This is a genomic window from Lacinutrix gracilariae (assembly GCF_042684485.1).
Taxonomy (GTDB): Bacteria; Bacteroidota; Bacteroidia; order Flavobacteriales; family Flavobacteriaceae; genus Oceanihabitans; species Oceanihabitans gracilariae.
Genome location: NZ_JBHULM010000007.1, coordinates 279,345 through 297,983 on the forward strand (window position 1 = coordinate 279,345; position 18,639 = coordinate 297,983).

Annotated in this window: 20 protein-coding genes; 4 read left to right on the forward strand and 16 right to left on the reverse strand. The window is 30.5% G+C overall.

Annotated elements, in window-relative coordinates; all coding sequences use genetic code 11:
• The 12 genes from ACFSSB_RS04145 to ACFSSB_RS04200 form a co-directional block, all read right to left on the reverse strand.
• Positions 1-834, reverse strand: a complete 834-nt coding sequence (locus ACFSSB_RS04145) for a YHYH protein (RefSeq protein WP_379901271.1) — start codon at positions 832-834, stop codon at positions 1-3.
• 67 nt (positions 835-901) lie between these two features.
• On the reverse strand, positions 902-2,050 hold the full coding sequence (locus ACFSSB_RS04150; protein ID WP_379901273.1) for a YHYH protein: 1,149 nt from the start codon (positions 2,048-2,050) through the stop codon (positions 902-904).
• Positions 2,051-2,069: 19 nt separating this feature from the next.
• Entirely contained in the window at positions 2,070-2,603 is a 534-nt protein-coding gene (locus ACFSSB_RS04155) for an EF-hand domain-containing protein (RefSeq protein ID WP_379901275.1), read from the reverse strand.
• A gap of 77 nt (positions 2,604-2,680) precedes the next feature.
• On the reverse strand, positions 2,681-3,430 hold the full coding sequence (locus ACFSSB_RS04160; protein ID WP_379901277.1) for a hypothetical protein: 750 nt from the start codon (positions 3,428-3,430) through the stop codon (positions 2,681-2,683).
• Between the two features lie 100 nt (positions 3,431-3,530).
• Positions 3,531-4,955 carry a CotH kinase family protein gene (locus ACFSSB_RS04165; RefSeq protein WP_379901279.1) on the reverse strand — a complete coding sequence of 475 codons (1,425 nt, stop codon included), beginning with the start codon at positions 4,953-4,955 and terminating at the stop codon, positions 3,531-3,533.
• Between the two features lie 26 nt (positions 4,956-4,981).
• Positions 4,982-5,266 carry an EF-hand domain-containing protein gene (locus ACFSSB_RS04170; protein WP_379901281.1) on the reverse strand — a complete coding sequence of 95 codons (285 nt, stop codon included), beginning with the start codon at positions 5,264-5,266 and terminating at the stop codon, positions 4,982-4,984.
• A 127-nt stretch (positions 5,267-5,393) separates the two neighbouring features.
• Positions 5,394-5,903, reverse strand: a complete 510-nt coding sequence (locus tag ACFSSB_RS04175; RefSeq protein WP_379901283.1) for a Spy/CpxP family protein refolding chaperone — start codon at positions 5,901-5,903, stop codon at positions 5,394-5,396.
• A gap of 5 nt (positions 5,904-5,908) precedes the next feature.
• Positions 5,909-6,220, reverse strand: a complete 312-nt coding sequence (locus tag ACFSSB_RS04180) for a hypothetical protein (protein ID WP_379901285.1) — start codon at positions 6,218-6,220, stop codon at positions 5,909-5,911.
• Positions 6,221-6,256: 36 nt separating this feature from the next.
• Positions 6,257-6,835: an RNA polymerase sigma factor gene (locus tag ACFSSB_RS04185; RefSeq protein WP_379901287.1), complete on the reverse strand. Its 579-nt coding sequence runs from the start codon at positions 6,833-6,835 to the stop codon at positions 6,257-6,259.
• A gap of 34 nt (positions 6,836-6,869) precedes the next feature.
• Positions 6,870-7,988: a DEAD/DEAH box helicase gene (locus ACFSSB_RS04190; protein ID WP_379901289.1), complete on the reverse strand. Its 1,119-nt coding sequence runs from the start codon at positions 7,986-7,988 to the stop codon at positions 6,870-6,872.
• A gap of 74 nt (positions 7,989-8,062) precedes the next feature.
• Positions 8,063-8,566, reverse strand: a complete 504-nt coding sequence (locus ACFSSB_RS04195) for a CIA30 family protein (RefSeq protein WP_379901291.1) — start codon at positions 8,564-8,566, stop codon at positions 8,063-8,065.
• 111 nt (positions 8,567-8,677) lie between these two features.
• On the reverse strand, positions 8,678-9,904 hold the full coding sequence (locus tag ACFSSB_RS04200) for a class I SAM-dependent rRNA methyltransferase (protein ID WP_379901293.1): 1,227 nt from the start codon (positions 9,902-9,904) through the stop codon (positions 8,678-8,680).
• A 144-nt stretch (positions 9,905-10,048) separates the two neighbouring features.
• Between ACFSSB_RS04200 and ACFSSB_RS04205 the strand changes: the two genes are divergently transcribed.
• Together ACFSSB_RS04205 and ACFSSB_RS04210 are read left to right on the forward strand one after the other, a co-directional pair.
• Positions 10,049-10,345 carry a hypothetical protein gene (locus tag ACFSSB_RS04205; protein WP_379901295.1) on the forward strand — a complete coding sequence of 99 codons (297 nt, stop codon included), beginning with the start codon at positions 10,049-10,051 and terminating at the stop codon, positions 10,343-10,345.
• Between the two features lie 140 nt (positions 10,346-10,485).
• Positions 10,486-11,340 carry an OmpA/MotB family protein gene (locus tag ACFSSB_RS04210; RefSeq protein WP_379901297.1) on the forward strand — a complete coding sequence of 285 codons (855 nt, stop codon included), beginning with the start codon at positions 10,486-10,488 and terminating at the stop codon, positions 11,338-11,340.
• 79 nt (positions 11,341-11,419) lie between these two features.
• Here ACFSSB_RS04210 and ACFSSB_RS04215 read toward each other — a convergent pair whose 3' ends face one another.
• Positions 11,420-14,263, reverse strand: a complete 2,844-nt coding sequence (locus ACFSSB_RS04215; protein WP_379901299.1) for a M16 family metallopeptidase — start codon at positions 14,261-14,263, stop codon at positions 11,420-11,422.
• 83 nt (positions 14,264-14,346) lie between these two features.
• Between ACFSSB_RS04215 and ACFSSB_RS04220 the strand changes: the two genes are divergently transcribed.
• Together ACFSSB_RS04220 and ACFSSB_RS04225 are read left to right on the forward strand one after the other, a co-directional pair.
• On the forward strand, positions 14,347-14,634 hold the full coding sequence (locus tag ACFSSB_RS04220) for a DUF3817 domain-containing protein (RefSeq protein ID WP_379901301.1): 288 nt from the start codon (positions 14,347-14,349) through the stop codon (positions 14,632-14,634).
• A gap of 28 nt (positions 14,635-14,662) precedes the next feature.
• Entirely contained in the window at positions 14,663-15,835 is a 1,173-nt protein-coding gene (locus tag ACFSSB_RS04225) for a thioredoxin-like domain-containing protein (RefSeq protein WP_379901303.1), read from the forward strand.
• 2 nt (positions 15,836-15,837) lie between these two features.
• Here ACFSSB_RS04225 and ACFSSB_RS04230 read toward each other — a convergent pair whose 3' ends face one another.
• The 3 genes from ACFSSB_RS04230 to ACFSSB_RS04240 form a co-directional block, all read right to left on the reverse strand.
• Positions 15,838-17,133: a T9SS type A sorting domain-containing protein gene (locus tag ACFSSB_RS04230; RefSeq protein WP_379901305.1), complete on the reverse strand. Its 1,296-nt coding sequence runs from the start codon at positions 17,131-17,133 to the stop codon at positions 15,838-15,840.
• A 190-nt stretch (positions 17,134-17,323) separates the two neighbouring features.
• Positions 17,324-17,713: an acyl-CoA thioesterase gene (locus ACFSSB_RS04235; RefSeq protein WP_379901307.1), complete on the reverse strand. Its 390-nt coding sequence runs from the start codon at positions 17,711-17,713 to the stop codon at positions 17,324-17,326.
• Positions 17,714-17,716: 3 nt separating this feature from the next.
• Positions 17,717-18,604 (reverse strand): DUF72 domain-containing protein, encoded by an 888-nt coding sequence (locus tag ACFSSB_RS04240; RefSeq protein WP_379901309.1) that lies wholly within the window; start codon positions 18,602-18,604, stop codon positions 17,717-17,719.
• Positions 18,605-18,639: the final 35 nt, after the last annotated feature.

Here is an 18,639-nt window from a genome sequence, read left to right on the forward strand (position 1 = left end):
TTAGAATCCTTGAAATGGACCTGCAAAAAGAACAATTGCTTCATCATAAGCATATAAAGGAGCATTGTATTCTTCATTAATGATATGATAATGGTATTCTTCTTCTCCATCTGTATATTGTGTAGTAGAAGTATGACCTCCTGATGCATCTAAATCTGTTGGATAAGTACCTGTAGAGCTACATTGTCTTCCATAAATAAACACACCATCTTCTAATATTCCTACTAAATTATCATCATCATTAGAAACCGATTTTGGTTCTAAGTGATAATGATAAACACCAGGACCTTTATGACCTCCATTATAATCTAAACTTCCAGCAGCTTGGTCTAAATCTCCCGCACCTTCTTGGTCATTAAAAATAGAAGCTCCACTTACAGCAATACCAATAGTATCTAAATGTGTAGCTTCTGATGCTCCTGTTAAATTTGGTACAGCATCCACAGTAAAACTTGCAGCTTCACCAGTACCACCACCAATATATGTGTCTTGCGTTGTTTTTACTACACCATTTACAGACTCGTCTTCATAAAGTGCATGGTCTGTTTCCCAATAAATAGAAGTATGATCTGGATAACCTGTTGTTTCAATATATACTTGCGTACCATCATCTGATAAAGTAACGGTTACTGCATCTGAAAATGCGGCAAATGCTGGATGTAATTGAGCTACTGCTTCTGTGTTTTCGTCATCACCAACATCATTAACATCTTCTCCATCTTCTCCATCTTCTGTAGTTGTTGTAATTTCAATGTTTTCCTCGTCGGATGAGCACGACACAAATCCAAAAGCTAAAAATATAGCTACTAAGGTAAGTTTAAATACGTTTTTCATAATATATGTTTTTAGGGTTTTATTTTTAGATGCATTCCTTGCAAAATACTTGCGCTATTTTTTTTAATTATTTTTTTCGATTCTGATCTTTTCGTTGTGGTCGTTCTCCTAAAGATCTCTGTGCATTAGCGTTAGAGCCATTTTTTAATTCTTCCTTTGTTAAAAAATTATCCTTATTGGTATCTATTTTAGCAAAATCTTTCTTTAAAGGTCCTTTGGTTTCACTAATAGATAGTTTACCATCTTTATTGGTATCTAATTTTTTTAAAATTTCGGAAACACTTGGTCTTTCTCCCCCTTGTGGTCCGTTTTGTGGACCTCTTTGGTTGCTATCATCTGCAACTTCACCCATAACACATCTACCAACATACGGAAACTCATTAGTTATAAGGTACATGTATTGTCCGTCTACTTCTATACCATTACACGCATCTAAATCGCCATAACCTTCTACGTATTCGTAATCAGAACCAAAAGTTCCGTCATGATGACCACCAACAGCAATATCTAAATGTTCTTTAGGCGTATCATAAGTACAATCTTCACCTTCTCTATTACCATCTAAAAGTTTAAAACTTGGTTTGTACTTACCACTTTTAGAATAATACATAGGGAAACCATCATGGGCAAAACCTATATGTACCAAATCGTTTCCAGTATCAAACTTTTCAATCATAGAAGTTGGTGTACCATGATAATGGTATGCTCCTGTTGGCTGTACGTGTGCATGATTAAAATCTAAACCAAGATCTATAACATTTTGTATAGCTTCTACACGATAATTTTCACCAGTATCACAAACCACAACTTCTGCTGTTTGTGGTTCAAACTTAATACCATTTAAAGCAATTCCTGGTTCGCGCATCCATTTAGATTTTCCTGTGTAAACAGGATTTAGCGGAAAAGTATAGGTTTTATTTTGCGCAGAAATAGTATTTGGATTTCCTGAATTAGGAAAACTTCCTGTTTCATGATTAGGCAAAGAATTGGTTACCATAATACGTTGGTCACCAACAATAGTTACTTTTGTTTTTGTACCATAGGATTCATCTTCTAAGGTATAATCTGCAAAGTAATTTACAGTTTCTTTTGCATCTGTAGTGTGCTCATGCGAATGGCTGTGTAATCCGTCATGACTATGTATATTATTGGTGTTTTTACATGCAAAAAAAGCACCCAATATAACGACAACGCTTAATGTATTTAGGTTTTTCATTTCTAGTATTTTTTTTAAATTAATCTCTTTTTTTTCGTTTTGACTTGTTGTCGTCTGTACTATCATCAAAGAAGCTTTTTAATTCTTCTATATCTAATTCGGCATCTTCATTAGTATCTATTTCATTGAATTTTTCTGATAAATCTCTTTTTCCTTTTGCTGCAACTTCCAACTCATTTAGCATACCATTTCCATCATCATCTATTTGTTTTATTAATTTTTCAGGATCTATTTTTTTCGGTTTTTTTCTATCATTTAAAGCATCTTCTAATTCTTCTAAGTCAATAAATGCATCACTATTGGTATCTATTTCCTCAAAGTCTTCAGCAATTTTACCTCTTTGATCCTTGGCAGCTTCTTCTTTATCTATACGATTATCTTTATTACTATCTAACTTGGATAAAATTTCTGAAGCATCTGGTTTTTCTCTTTCTTGACCACCTTTTCCTCCTCTACCACCTTGGCCTCCACCAGGAGGTCCTTGTGCAAAAACGCTAAAACAGATTAGCATAGAAAAAATGGAAATTATTGATTTTAGGTTCTTCTTTTTCATGTGTATTGTATTTTATCTTTAGATGCAGTAACACCAAAAAACTTGTGCTTTTTTTATAGTAAATACGTTTGTACGTATTAATTTGTTAATTCTTTATTTAGCTTAAAAGCAATGGTTTGTGTTTTATCTCTCAAGTTATTGGCAGTTATGAGCTGATTCTCGGTTTGTAGCAATCGATCAATCAACACATTTTGATACTCCTTACTATTTAATAATGCATAATAGTCTTCTTGTTTAGAATAGGTTTCTGTTTTATTATGCCTTTGATCTCGAGTTAAAAGAATATCAATTAACGATAAATGCGACTCAATTTCAGGTTGTAACCGATTAACAACAATATTGCTAATTTTTGCTTCCTGATTTTCAAAAGTATTTAGCTCATTTGGGTAAGCAGCTATTAAATCTCTTAACAAATCACTTTCAATAAATTCGAATTTATTAGTACTGCTCACCGAGTTTATAGCAGCACTTTGCAATTTTGTAACTTTATGGTTTACGTTAATAATTCCTTCTTTTACTTGATCTGACAACTCTTTTGGTAGCGAGCGTATGCTTTGAATGGTATTTTGTATGGTTTGTATATTTTGAGCATACCTAACTACAGAAGAATCTAGTAATACTAAATTGGCATTTAACTCTTCATTTAAGCTTTGGTATATTTTTAATTCTACAATTTTATTTTTTCTAATTTCATTGCTGTTATTTATTTTCCAAGCAATTAAAATACCTATAACTATCAATAAAATTTCGCCTAAAGCATATAACAGGTAGTTTTTTATTTTACCTGAGGCGATTAGATTTTTTTTAATTTTTCTAAATAATCTCATGATATATACACATTATAATTAATAAAAAAGCTTCAAGATTTTTACCTCAAGAAGCTTTTAACGAATTAACTAATCAAAAAACTTATTTTTATTTCTTTATCTAGTTTAAATAATTGTTTACTGCAGAAACACGAGAAGCTACATGTGTGTTTAACTCATTTACAGCAGTTTGAAACTCTGAACTACTATTTAAAAAGGTATAACCATCTATTTCTGAAGTAGCATAAGGTTCTATTAATGCAGCATAAGTGGCGTATTGTGATTGCATGGTGCTTTCATTAAAAGTATTATCTATTACTTCTTGTACATAGCTATCGTATTGATTTTTATATACAGCATCTTGATATAAATATCCAATTAGAGGCCATTCTGCATCGTTTAAACCCGAAAAGTCTAGAGCTAGTGAACCACCTAATTTACCAGTTTGCAGTGCTTCATTATTATCCCAAGGAATCCATGTTAGCTTACTAGTATCTGGATTATTGTATAAAAAATAGTTATGCGTCATTCTGCCATAGGTATCCCAATTTTGAATTACTGTATTTACTGCTAAGTATTTTAAAAATACATCTGTATCTAAAACGGCATCTAAATTAGTTCTCCAAGAACTTGCGTCTGTTGTTCTGGAAGCATCATTTAACACATCTAACAGACTAGCTACATCAGAAAAATCGGCTTCATCCTCATTGGTTTTCTTAACATATTCCTCTTCATCATAGGTTCCTGCAGCAAAACTTGCTGCATCACCATCTGGTTTGTATAAATTACCATCATCATCAGAAAATTGGGTATCTATAACTGTATCATCTACTTCTTCTACCAAGGTATATAAACCAAAGTATTGTGGTCCATCACCATGATCTACATAAAGTGTATAAAACGCGGTATGTGAAGCTACTAATCCAGCATTTCTAAAAACATCTGTAGCCACTTTTTCGCGAAGCATAGATTTATCATCAAAGTTGTTTTTAAGACTTAATTTTTTAAAGCCATAGAAACGTTGGTTGTCAATTTGCGGATAATCATCTTCAAACTCATCAAAATCTAGTTTAAATGATAATTTTAAAATTCCGTTTTGCCAACTTGTTTGCAAACTAGAGTTTCCTTTAAATCGTACACCTACACGATACCATTCTAATCCGTTATAAAACACTTCTGCAGGCACAAAAATTGGATTTTCGTCTGTATCTACTAAAGAAGCTCCAGAACCACCAGAACCAAAAGATCCATAGGTTTCTGTCATATCCTCTAGCATACTTTGCCAACGTGCTTCTGTAATAACTATGTCTAATCTTTTCACTGCGTTATCTTCAAAAACCTCGTCAAAATTAGGATCTACATCTTTGCTATGGGTTTCTGTAGTCCAATCGGTTGCAACAAAATCAGCATCATCTACCGTTTCTTGTGTTTCTTCTTCGCTAGCAGAAGTATCATCATCTGTACTACACGCATTAAACGTGCTAATAGCTGTAATGAATAAAAATGCTACGAATATTATGTCTAATTTCTTTTTAACCTCTTTCATAGTATATTACATTTTGGGTTATTCCATTATTTTCTTCCTCTTCTTTGTGGCTTAGGAGCGTTTTCCATTTCTTCTTCAGAGATATAACCATCTTTATCTGTGTCAATGGTAGAAAACTCATCTTTTAAAGGTCCTTTTACTTCGTCTTCAGCAAGTTTACCATCTTCATTGGCATCCATTTGTTCTAACATTTCACTAAATGTTGGAGGAGTTCTTTGCTGTCTATCTTGAGATTGTGCAAAGCTTGTGCTTGTCATACATACTGTTAATGTAAAAACGAATACTACTGTTTTAAATGTGTTACTTTTCATAATTTAAATATTTTATTGTTATGTAGTTTTAGATGCCAGTAAAGCAGATTACTTGTGCAGGATATTGTTAAATAAAAGCCAAAAAAAAAGCGTTTCATAATGAAACGCTTTTTTTTAAATAAATGCTTTAAAAACCATTTGGAGGTGGTGGAGGTGGCCTATTACCTTCTGGGCTTTCTGCTCCTCGAGGTCTTCCTCCGCTTTCTACTCCTTTATGCATTGCATCTTTTATAATTTTATTAAACTTTTGTTTTTGTTTAGCATTGCATAAATTATGAATATTATTAAAGTGATAGAACACTTCTTTTTCTAGCTTTGTTTCCTTATCACCTATTAAGCTTGCAATAGAATCTATGGTGTTTTTATTTACAGACTCGTTAGAAATATTAGTCAACAAGGCATCTTTTAAATTTTTTATCTCATCACTTGTACGCATCATGTTTTGATGATGCGTAGCATTTATAACTTTTAATTTTTCTAACTGAGCTTCATTAAAATTTAATTCTTTTTTTAAAAAACTCATTGGGTCTTTTCTACCTGGATCATTGTTAGATTTTGCCATGTAATTAAACAAGAAAAAACCATTAACAATAATTAAAAAAAGAAGTAATATATATAAGACTTTATTATTTTTCATAATTACTAGTTTAATAGAGATGTAGAACTACTTGTAGTTAAACCATACGTTTCTGCAAACAGATTTACATTTTCATCATACTTTGTTTCTTTCCATTTTGTAAAAGCCAAAATATTTAATAGCACCAAACAAACTAAAGTTGCTAATTGTAATTTTGGAGAAAACCATGACCAAACTACTTTTTCTTCTTCTTTTTGAGAAAACAAATGCTGCATGGTTTTATCTTTAAAAAATGGAGAAACAGGAACTTGTTTAATAGCTTCTGTAGCTTTAAACGTGTTTTCTATTTTTTGTTGAATATTATTATTTGCTTTCATATCTATTTAGATGCGTAAATTTTTAAAAACTTGCGTTTATTTTTCATTTTTATAAAAGTGCTCTAAAGTAATTTGTAAATTCTTTTTAGCTCTAAATAAAAGAGACTCTATAGAACTGATACTTTTGTTTGTAATTTCACTTATTTCCTTATAGCTTTTATCATCTATTTTATTCAATGTAAATACTATTCTTTGTGCTTCTGGCAACTGGTTTATAGCTAAAAATAAGGTTTCACTGGTTTCTTTTTGTTCTAAAACAATTCCAGGATGATTAATTTCTGTAAAGTAGTTTGTTTTGTCTATTTCAAAATCATTTCCTGTTAGTGATTGTAAAAAAGCAAATCGTTTTTTGGTACTTTTTTTTCTAATAAACTCTAAACTTTTATTGGTAGCTATTCTATAAATCCATGTAGATAATTTAGAGTTTCCTTTAAATTTATGAATAGATTTAAAAACTTCTAAAAACACATCTTGAGCAATATCTTCTGCATCTTCTTTATTAGGTACAAAAGAAATGCAAGTAGCAAAAACCTTTTGTTGAAATAGGTCTATGAGCTTTGCATAGGCAAATTGCTTACCAGCTTTTAAATCATTTATAAAATCTTGTTCTTCCAAATTACTTGATTACGCAGCCAAAGTATTAAAAAAATTACAATGTTTTTGGTTTCATTTTAATTCCGAGCGCTTTTTCTATTTGTTGTACTCTAGAAATTTCATTAGACAAAACTAAAGCTATAGACTCTCCTTTTTTTCCTGCTCTAGCAGTTCTACCAGATCTATGTGTATAGTACTCTAAATGTTCTGGTAATTGGTAATGAATTACAAATCCTAGATTATTTACATCAATACCTCTTGCAGAAACATCTGTAGAAATTAATATTTGTAAACTGGTATTTTTAAAAGCTCGCATTACTTTTTCACGATCTCTTTGTTGCATATCGCCTTCTAGAGCGCCAACATTAAATCCTTCTTTTTGTAATTGTTCTGTTAATGCTTGTGTTCCTGCTTTAGTTTTACAGAAAATAATACCACGTTCGGTATCTCTTTCTTCTAAAAGAGAAACCAATACATTTACTTTGTTTTGTATTGTAGTTTCTACAAATAGATGCTTAATATTAGCGTTTACTAAACTATTTCTGTTTACTTCTAGCTTAATAGCATCTGGTTTTATATAGCGTTTTACAATATCTTTTAAAGCTTCAGGCATGGTTGCCGAAAAAAGCCAGGTGTTTTTAGATGGTTTTGTAGTTTTTAAAATGGTAGTTAAATCGTCTTTAAAACCCATACTTAGCATTTCATCTGCTTCGTCTAGAACTAAAGTTTCCACATTTTTTAAATCCACTACGTTTCTACCAATAAGATCTACTAATCGTCCTGGTGTTGCAACTATAATATGTGTAGTACGTTTTAGATTTTTTATTTGAATATCTATTTTTTCGCCACCATACACACCTTCACAAAATATTTTAGCATCATTATACTTTGTAAATTTAAAGAGCTGTTTTTTTATTTGTTGAACAAGCTCACGAGTTGGTGATAAAATTAGGGCTTGAATTTCAGCTTTATTCGGATTAATTCTATGTAATACAGGCAAACCATAAGCAGCTGTTTTTCCTGTTCCTGTTTGTGCTAAACCAATTAAATCTTTTTTAGATTTTAATAAAATAGGAATTGCTTGTTGTTGTATTTCTGTAGGTTCTTTAATGCCTAATTCTTTTAAAGACTTTACATAGTTTTTATGTAAACCTAACGCTGAAAATGATGCCATATAATGTTTGTATTTATAGTATAGTTGGCTAATGTATATTAGATATATTTTAACCTATTTTTATTCTTTTATATTTATTTTAGTATAATGCTTTTCACTTCTAAGTGAAAAATTTCTTTTGTTTTATTACCAATTAAAAATGCAATTTCTTCCATTGTTGTTGCTGTATAATTGGGTATATCTAATTTTTTACCTCTAAAACTAGGATAAAAATCTGCTAATGGTAATGTAATGGTTTCCCAATTTCCAGAAGTTGAAAACGTTGCTACATAACTATGACGTTGCTCTTGTTTTTGTTTAATTCTAAATTGATATGTTTTACCATCTCCTCTAACTCGTAATACAACATGTGTAAATGGCGAAACTTCTTTTGTTTTAAAAGCGTAACGAACAGAAGCAAAACCTCCATTGTTTTCTGTAGTAACGTACCCTTTAAATAAAGCAATTCCTTCTGTATTTATTGATATTGTGCTTTTTGAAAGTCCTCCCATAACACCATCATTAAGCACATACCAATTATTGGTGTTCTGGTCTGTTTTTGAATGATAAATAATAGCGTTGTTATCTTGGTGTATCATAAGTATTACAAAAAACAAATAAACAATTTTCATTTTTATCTTAAAGATAAGATTTGAAACTAAATTTCAGACACATTTTTATTCTGTTTTTCAGATTTATAGCTTTAAAATTTATTGGTCTAAGCTATAATAACCACATTTTAAATAAGCACCTTCAGGAAAACCTATAGGATGATCTGTATCGTGTTGCGTCTTTAAAATAATTTTATAGTTTCTATTAGAAGCTCTTAAAACTTGAGCATTTATATCAAAAAAAGTTTGGGCTAGAATTCTGCTAGAGCAAGATGCTAAAACTAATAAGCCCTTTTTTGCTGTTAATTGCAATCCTAAACTAGCCAATTGTGCATATTTTTTCTTTGCCAAGTCTATTTCGCTTTGTTGTTTAGCAAAACTAGGAGGATCTATTACTACCACATCAAAAGTAACCTTATCTTTTATTAACTGTTTCATAGCAGCAAAGGCATCACCAGCAATCGTTTTATGCACACCAGAATAATCGTTTAATTTTCCGTTAGCAACAGCTATTTCTAAAGCTTGCTTACTTATATCTAAACTAGTAACTTCTTTTGCTTGATTTGCTAATGCATGTACCGAAAATCCGCCAGCATAACTAAATACATCTAAAACGGTTTTACCACGACTCCACTCACCTACTTGCTTACGGTTTAATCTATGGTCTAAAAAATATCCTGTTTTATGTCCATGAATTACATTGGCCGAAAAGCGTACACCATGCTCTACAAACTGTACTACTTCGTTTTTTAAAACACCATAAACTACTTCTCCATCATTTAAATCATGCGTCTTACTTTGCTCTAACCCTCTGCTTAAACGTATAACAACGGTTTTACATTTACTTGTTTTTATTAAAGCTTCAAGAATACTCTGTAAATCTAGTAGCCAAATTTCTGAATACAATTTCACCACCAAAACACTAGCATATACATCTGCAATTAAACCTGGAAAACCATCATTCTCACCAAAAAGCAGTCGGTAACTATTGGTGTTTGTTTTTAATAAAGTACTTCTTTTATTATAAGCTTCTTTAATTTTCTGATTAAAAAAACTAGCATCAATAGCAATAGCATCCCCATGATGAATCATTTTTATTCGAATAGGAGAAGCCAAATCAAACAAACCAAAAGCTATAATTTTGTTTTTGTTTTTTCCAAAAATAATAGCCAAGTCTCCTGTTTGTGGATCTTTATTTGTTTTTATTATACTATCTGAAAAAACCCAAGGATGTTTTTGTATTACAGACCTCTCTCCTTTTGCGTTTAGTTTAACTGCAATACGTTGCCTAGTATTTATGGTAGAAAAAGTTCTTGTAAAATGCATAAAAATATTTTTGTAAAAGTAAGAAATATGCTGCTAGTGTTTGCTTGTAATTTCAAATAGATTAGAATTTAAAGATTATCATTTTTATATAAGTAGAAAGCCCCTGAAAATGCGTATATTAAGAGTAATTTTAAAACATAACATATGAAAACGCTACTAATTGCCTTTTTTACAATAAGCACTTTTATTACGCTTCAAGACAACGAAACTATTTATGCTACGTTTGACGGAATGGAAAATGAAGTTTATTATTTTAGTGATGAAGCAAAGACTACACATGCTTTTGATAGAATTTCTGATAAAGCTTCAGGAAAATTTGATTTAACCAACAGTAAATTTATTGGGAAAACATTTAAAATTACCTACTCTACAGAAACGATTTCAGATAATATGGATGACCAAATAGAGGTTTTAATTATTGAAAATTTACAAATTTTATAGAAATATTTTCTTGCAGCAAATTATTGAAAGGCAGCATTTTATTAGATTCTGTTTTTTGAGAATTTAAAAAAAACAAGAATTAAGAAAACCATTACTGCTTTTTATGCGTAGATAAGGAAAACAAAAACTTTAAATTTATTATGAAAAAAATTTCAATACTGTTACTTGTAGCAATAGTTTTAACTTCATGTGTATCTAAAAAGAAATACCTTGCTTTAGAGAATGAAAATGGTGAAATTAAAAGTGAACTAACAAAAACTAAAGTAGAAAAAGAAGACCTTGAAGGAAAATTTGCTGCTATTCAAGAACGTGTAGATCAATACAATACTAAAATTAACACATTAGCCTCTTTAAATACTTCTTTAAACGAAGAAAATAATAGCAAAATGGAAAATGTTGCTGGTGTAGCAGTAATTTCTAACGATACAAAAACTAAAATGCGTGAAACTTTAGCTAAAGTAGATCCTGCTTTAGTAAGTGAAGCAAAAACATTAAAAGATTCTATGGACTTAGCTGTTTCATATAATTTGAAGAAAAAAATGGATACTTCTACTTTTAACGAAGATGATGATATTGCTGTTAGTATTGATGAAACTGTGGTAATGATTTCTATTTCTGATAAAATGTTATTTAATACAGGAAGCTATAGAGTAAGCAATAAAGCAGATAATATTTTACAAAAATTAGCTGATGTCATTAACTCTGAGTCAAGTATTGATGTTATGGTTGAAGGGCATACAGATTCTAGAAGCATTAGTACAGATAAAATACAAGACAACTGGGATTTAAGTGTATTACGTGCAACTTCTGTAGTTAGAAAATTACAACACCAATACAATGTAGCTCCAGAAAAATTAATTGCTTCAGGACGTAGTAGCTACCAACCTTTAGTTGGTAATGAAACTAGTGAAGACAGAGCTAGAAACAGAAGAACAAGAATTATTATTTTACCAAATATTGATAAGTTTTTTGCTTTAATGTCTGCAGAAAATTAAGAGCTTTTATTTATAATATAAAAAAAACGCAACCTAGTTTATACTTAGGTTGCGTTTTTGTTTTTATTAGTTATGATACTTAATAAAAAGCAGGAACATCTATTACATTTCCGTGAATATCAAGTTCTATAATAGGTTTCTCTAATTTATTTAGTTCATGTAGTAGTAGTTTTTTATCACCAACAACCACATAAATCATTTCCTCTTCGTTTAAATAATTATTAATTGTGGTTCTATAATCGTTTAAAGTCATTTTCGTCAATGCATCTTGCGTGTCTTCAATATACGTATCTGGCTTATTGTATTTACTTATATTTTTTAAAATACTTAATTGCGCTCTTAAACTTTCAAAAGCTCTAGTATTGCTTTTTAAAATTTTATTTTTTGTCAATTTCACTTCGTCATTAGTAAAACTAGATTGGTAATTTTCTAGCATTTCTTTAATAATTTCTAAAGATTTTAAAGTAGCATTAGCTCTAACACTGGTTCTTACTGCAAAAGGAGCTACTTCATTACTTTTTGAAAACCCAGAATACGCACCATAGGTATATCCTTTTTCTATACGTAAAGTTTGAAACAATCTACCACTAGAACCACCTCCTAAAATTTCATTAGCAAATTCTAATTTATCGGCATTTTCATCTTTAGCAGAAACAACTAATTTACCAATGTAAATTACCGATTGTTTGGCATCTGGAACATCAATAAAATAAAGGTTTCCTTTTCTATTAGCAATAGGTAAATTATAATGTGGAACTGCAATTTTATATCCATTCCATGTATTTAATACACTAACTATATGTTCTGTTTGTTCTTTGGTAATTGCACCAGCAATATGAAATTTAGCTTCTTTTGGCGATAAATTATTGTAGTATGATTTTAAATCTTTTATGGTTATCTCTTTGATACTTTCTAGAGTTCCTGAACTAGGTGTACCAAAACGATGGTTTTCTCCGTAAACTAACCTATTAAAAGCATTAAAACCAATAGTATTAGGATTTGCTTCTCTGCCTTTTAAGTTGGTTTTTAAAGCTAATTTTAAACGTTCAAACTCTTTAAAATCCCAACGAGGTTCTAGTATTATTTCCTTTACCAAAGACATGGTACCTTCAAAGTTTTTGGTTAAACAAGAACCTGTAATATGAAAATCTTCTTTATCACTATACATGCGTACTGTGGCTCCTAACAAACCTAAGGCTTCTTCTAACTCTGCAGGTGTTTTGGTTGCTGTACCTTCTAACATTAAATCGCTTAACAAACTAGAAACACCTTCTTTTCCTATAGGATCTAGCAATTGTCCTCCAGGAATAGTGATATCAAATTGTACTAAAGGTACTTCGTGGTTTTCAATACCATATAATGTTAATCCGTTTTCAAGAGTTCCTCTCCATATTTCTGGAGATTTAAACAAAGGTAACTCTCCAAATGCTGGCTCACTTCTATCGTGTTTCGTTGGTGTTTTTTCATAAACAGCCTCTGCACCTTGACCTACTTCTTCGTTTGCAACATTATAACGTACTCTTTCTTGCCAAACGGTTGCAGGCATAGCGTTTGTAACTGCTAAATCTAATTGTCCTTTAGGTACAACGCTAGTCATTACGTAGTTTTTATCTTTTATATATTGGTTATATACTCGCATAACATCTGCTGCAGTTACTGCTTCTGTAAGTTTTGCACTTTCTACTATAAAACCAGGATCTCCTTTAAACTCATTATCTTGTACTAACTGAAAAGCTTTGTTTAAAACCGTACTAACACCTTGATATAAATCTGTTTCTAATTCTGCTTTAATACGTTTTAAATCTTTTTCATTAACACCATTGGTTTCAAACATTGTCAGTCCTTTTTCAATGGCTATTTTAACACTATCTAAATCTGTTCCTGCATTGGCACGAACTCTAAAAATAAACTCACCTGCTAATTCATTACTCGATTGGTACGTACCTACATTTGGTGCTAGTTTTTGTTCTTGTACAATGGCATTATAAAGAGGAGCATTTTTACTTCCGCTTAAAAGTTTTCCTAAGATTTCTAAAGCATACACATCTTGATGGTATTCTTCTACTGTTGGAAATACCATTCTCATTTCTGGTAGTTTAGCAAAATTGTCTTCAAAATATAGCGATTTTGTTTCTTCAAGAACCACAGGATCTACTTGTAGTTTTTCTACTTCTGGTCCGCTAGGTATTTCGCCAAACCATTTTTCTACTAATCCCTTTGTTTCTTCTATATCAATATCTCCAGCTATAACTAAAGAAGCGTTACTTGCTCCGTAATATTGATTATAAAATTCTTTTACATCTTCAATAGTTGCTGCTTGCAAATCTGGAAGCGCGCCTATAACTGTCCAACTATAAGGATGTCCTTCTGGATATAGATATTTTCTAATAATTTCATCTGTATACCCATAAGCAGCATTATCTACACGTTGTCTTTTTTCATTTTTCACTACTTGTTTTTCTCGTTCTAGGGCTTCTTTAGTAACGGTATTTATCATATAGCCAAAGCGGTCAGAATCTATCCATAGTATTTTTTCAAAGGCATCTTTTGGTACTACTTCATAATACACAGTACCATCACTCCAAGTTCCTCCGTTTCTACTTCCTCCCCATTCTGGAATCATTTTTCTATTAGCACCAACAGGTACATTTTCAGAATCGTTAAAACTCATGTGTTCAAAAAAGTGTGCAAATCCTGTTTTACCAGGTTTTTCTCTATTAGAGCCAACATGCATCATAGTAGCAACAGCAACAATTGGGTCGCTATGGTCTTCATGTAAAATGACTTCAAGTCCATTATCTAAAACAAATTTTTCATAATCTATCTTAAATTCTGTGGTTTCTTGTGCAATTGGTTCAGGTTCTTTTTTACAGGAATTGTAGGTAAGCGCAAAAAGCACTACCATTAGTGAAGGTACTCTCATTTGTAATTGGTTTGATTAATAACTTGATTTTTAAAGATACGTTAAAAAACTATAATTATATTTGCAACTTAATAATAAAATGTATGTTTTCTTTAAAAAATATTTTCCGTTTAGTAGCATTATTAGAAGGTGTTTCTTACTTATTACTAATGGCTGCTGCTATATATAAACGCTCACCAAATGGTAGTGATTATTTTGTAAAGCTACTAGGTATGCCTCATGGATTGCTGTTTGTTGGTTATGTAGCTCTAGCAATTATAGTTGGTATGGAGAAAAAATGGAACACAAAAACCATGTTTATTGTGCTAATTGCCTCTGTATTACCATTTGCTACTTTTTATGTAGAAAAGAAATATCTGAAAAATATTTAGTATTATAGCATATTAAATATTCTATAAAATGCGAAATAAATGCTCTCATTTTCTAGTTCTTTCTTTTATTCTAATTGCTTTAACAAGCTGCACAAAGGAAAAAACTATTAAAGCTAATCAAACTACTAAGGCCGAAGAGCCATTAGTAGAAAACGAGTTTATTTTACGCGGAACCACCTTTAGTAACAATTTAAATACAGCATATATCTATAAAGTAGAACAAGATACTCTTACTTTAATGGATACTATTTATATTAAAGAAAAAGGGTTTATTTTTAAAGGTATTGCTCCTCAACCAGAATATTACGCTATTAAAGTAGATGAAAGTGATGTAATGTATAAATTTCTTGTAGATGCTTCAGAAATTAATATGTTTTTGCATACTAACTTATTTCTTTCATCTACTTCTTCAAATTCTGAAACGCAAAAAGTATATTTTGATTATAAATCTAAAATGGATGCTTTTGATTATAAAGAGCGTGAATTATTTTTAAAATATAAATCTCCTCAAACAGTACGTAAAAGAACTTCAATATTAAATTCGGATTTAGAGAATTTACAAATTGAAAAAATTGCTTTTGTGAAACAGTTTATAGAATCTAACAACAGCTCTAACTTTATTCCTTTTGTATTTAAAGAAAACTACCATAGTTTTTCTGCTAAAAGCTTAAGAAAGCTGCATGATACGTTAACAGCCAACATAAAACAGTTACCTGCTGTACAATCACTAAATAACGACATTGTTAAGCTGGAAGAAAAAGAAGCTAAACAAAACATAAAATCTACAGAATACAGACCTATTGCTTATGCTTTAAGCGGACCAAATACTAAGGGACAAACCATATCTTTAGCTGCTTTAAAAGGAAAAGTAGTACTCATAGATTTCTGGGCAAGTTGGTGTGCTCCTTGCAGAGCTACAAACCCTAATTTGGTACAATTGTATAAGCAGTACAAGAATGAAGATTTTGTTATTTTAAGTGTTAGTGAAGATAAAGCTGAACCAGAATGGTTAAGCGCTATTCAAACCGATCATTTAAGTTGGGATACACATATTTTAGACAAAAATAAAACTATAGCATTTAGATATGGTGTAGAGTCTATACCTTACAAAATACTTATAGATAAACAAGGAAGAATTGCAAGTGGCAAAATTTCTGGTAAAAAATTAGAAAATAGAATTAAAGAGTTACTGCGCGAGTAACTCTATTGTATTACTAACTTTTTGGTGATTGTGCTATCTTCTGTTTTTATTGCAGCAATATATAGTCCTGTACTTAGTCTAGAGATGTCTATGGTGTTATTTCCTTGCTCTAAATCTTTTTTAAGAAGAAACTGACCATTTACAGTATATAAAGAAATACTTGCTTTAGGAGCATTTAAATTTACAGTTACTTGCGATGCAGTGACTGGATTAGGATACATTGCAAAATCTACCTCTAAAAAATCTTGTGCACTTAAGGTTTGGCATTCGTTTTCATCTGCAACAAAATTACAAGAGCTTCCTACCTCCCAATCATTTAAATAACTAGCAGAAGTATTATCTACAAAAACACAGTTTAAGTTTTCATTGTTTGTAACTACAAACTCATTTATACGATGGTTATTTCCGTTTCTAACATCTATAGTGTTTAGCAAATTGTGTTCTGCTCTAACATATTTAACATCTGGATTATTAGAAATATCTATATCTTGAATTTGATTGTTTTGTGTGTAAAACAAAAACAAATCCCCTAAATTGTTCACATCTAAACTAGTAAGATTGTTATTATTACAAAGTAAATACTTCATACTAGAATTACTACTAAGATCTAAGTTGCTTAAATTATTATTAGAACAACTAAAATAACGTAAGGCAACATTATTAGAAACATCTAGATTGTTTAGGTTATTATTATCACATGTAATTGTTCTTAAAGCAGTATTAGATGACACATCTAATGCAGATAAGTTATTTTGTGATATAAACAGATATTCTAAATTAGTATTACTAGAAAAATCTATAGCAGATAAGTTATTATCATAGCATCTTAAATCTTTTAAAGCGGTATTTGCTGAAAGATCTAAAGCACTAATAGTATTTAGGTTACAAGATAGAAATTCTAACTGTAAATTATTACTTACATCTAAAGTACTTAAATTGTTATTACTTATATAAACACTTTTTAAAGCAGTGTTTACATCAAGATTTAAAGAAGATAAATTATTGTTATCTAAGTCTAAAACTTCTAAATAAGGGTTATAACTTAAATCTATAGAAGTTAATTGATTGTTGTAAGCAAATAAATGAACTAAACTTTTAAAGGCTTCAATACCTGTTAAATCATTTACGCCAATATTACCAATAAACAAGCTAGTTACAGCAAAAGCATCACTGTTTAGAATATTACCATTTAAACCATTAGTATCTATATTTAAAGATATAAGGGCTTGCTCAAAATTTGAGTCAGGTATTAAAGTGGTCTGAGAATGTAGGTTTGTACTATTAATTAAAATAAGCAATAAAAGTATGTGGAGCTTACAACTTAAAAAACAGTTCAACACTACATTACGAAAAGGGATTAATAGCATATTTTTTCTTTCTTTACGTATTGAAAGTGTATTACTAACAACTTATATATACTACAATATCACAACTATTTCTGTAACTACCTCTAATTATCGTTATTATGTTTCTTTACTCGTTTAATTACTAAGCGTTTAGTCTATCTCCTACAAATTCTATCTCTGTTTTGTTATGAGGAACAGCATTACCTTGTTTATCTAAATTTACCATTACAATTTTTTCAATAGTAATAATAGTTTCTCTAGTCATCATGTTTCTAACTTCGCAACGCAAGGTTAAAGAAGACTTTCCAAATTTTACAGCATCAATACCAATTTCAATAATATCTCCCTGACTAGCAGAGCTTTTAAAGTCAATTTCGGTCATTAATTTTGTTACTACATGTTGGTTTTCTAGTTGAACTACTGCGTAAAGAGCAGCTTCTTCATCTATCCATTCTAAAAGTCTACCACCAAATAAAGTTCCATTTGGGTTTAAATCTTCTGGTTTTATCCATTTTCTTGTGTGAAATCTCATATGTTATAATAATTTTTGTTGTAAATCTTGATTTGGTATTTTAAGATTACTGTTTAATACTTTATTTAATTTTTCAATAAAATATGCCGAAAGCAAAGGGGATTCTTTTTCTATATTTTGATGAATAAAAAAATTAATTTCTTTTACTCCTTGGTCGTTCCATACTTTTAACCTTTCTATCCAATCGTCTAATCTTGCATAATCACTTTCGTGGTTTGCACCAACATAACGTACAAACGCTGTAGCATTTGTGAGTCGCATATGCATTAAATCTCTTCTTCCTGCTGTATCTACAATAATATTAGATATATTATTTTCTTCTAATAATTGATAAAGGTCTTCTGCAACTACAGCATCATTATACCAATTAGTATGTCTAAACTCTATAGCTAACGAAATTTCTTTTGGCCAAGATTCTACAAAGTCTACCACTCTATTAAAATCTTTTGGCGCAAAATTACTATGCATTTGCAAAAAGATAGTTCCTAATTTTTCTTTCAGATTAACAGCATTATTAAGGTAATTATTAACCACCTCTTCTACTCCGTTTAAACGTTTCCAATGACTAATATCTTGGTTAAGCTTCGGGAAAAATTTAAATCCGTTAGGTGTTTTATCATACCAAGTAGCAAATTGATCTGCTGAAAAAATTCTATAAAAAGTAGCGTTAAGTTCTATAGCATTAAATTGACTGGAATAATAGACCAATTCATCTTTTGTACCTCTAGGATAAAATCCTTTTAAGTCTGCTCGATTCCACTTAGCACAACCAACATAAATTTCTGGATTCTCTTTTCTCTGTGTTGTATTTAAAACACGACGTGTGTCTTTATGGTCTTGAGGTAAAGTGAAATCTATTATTTCTGGATGTGTTACGCTTCCAAATTTCATATTATTTTTATTGAAAAACTTAGTGTAAAGATACC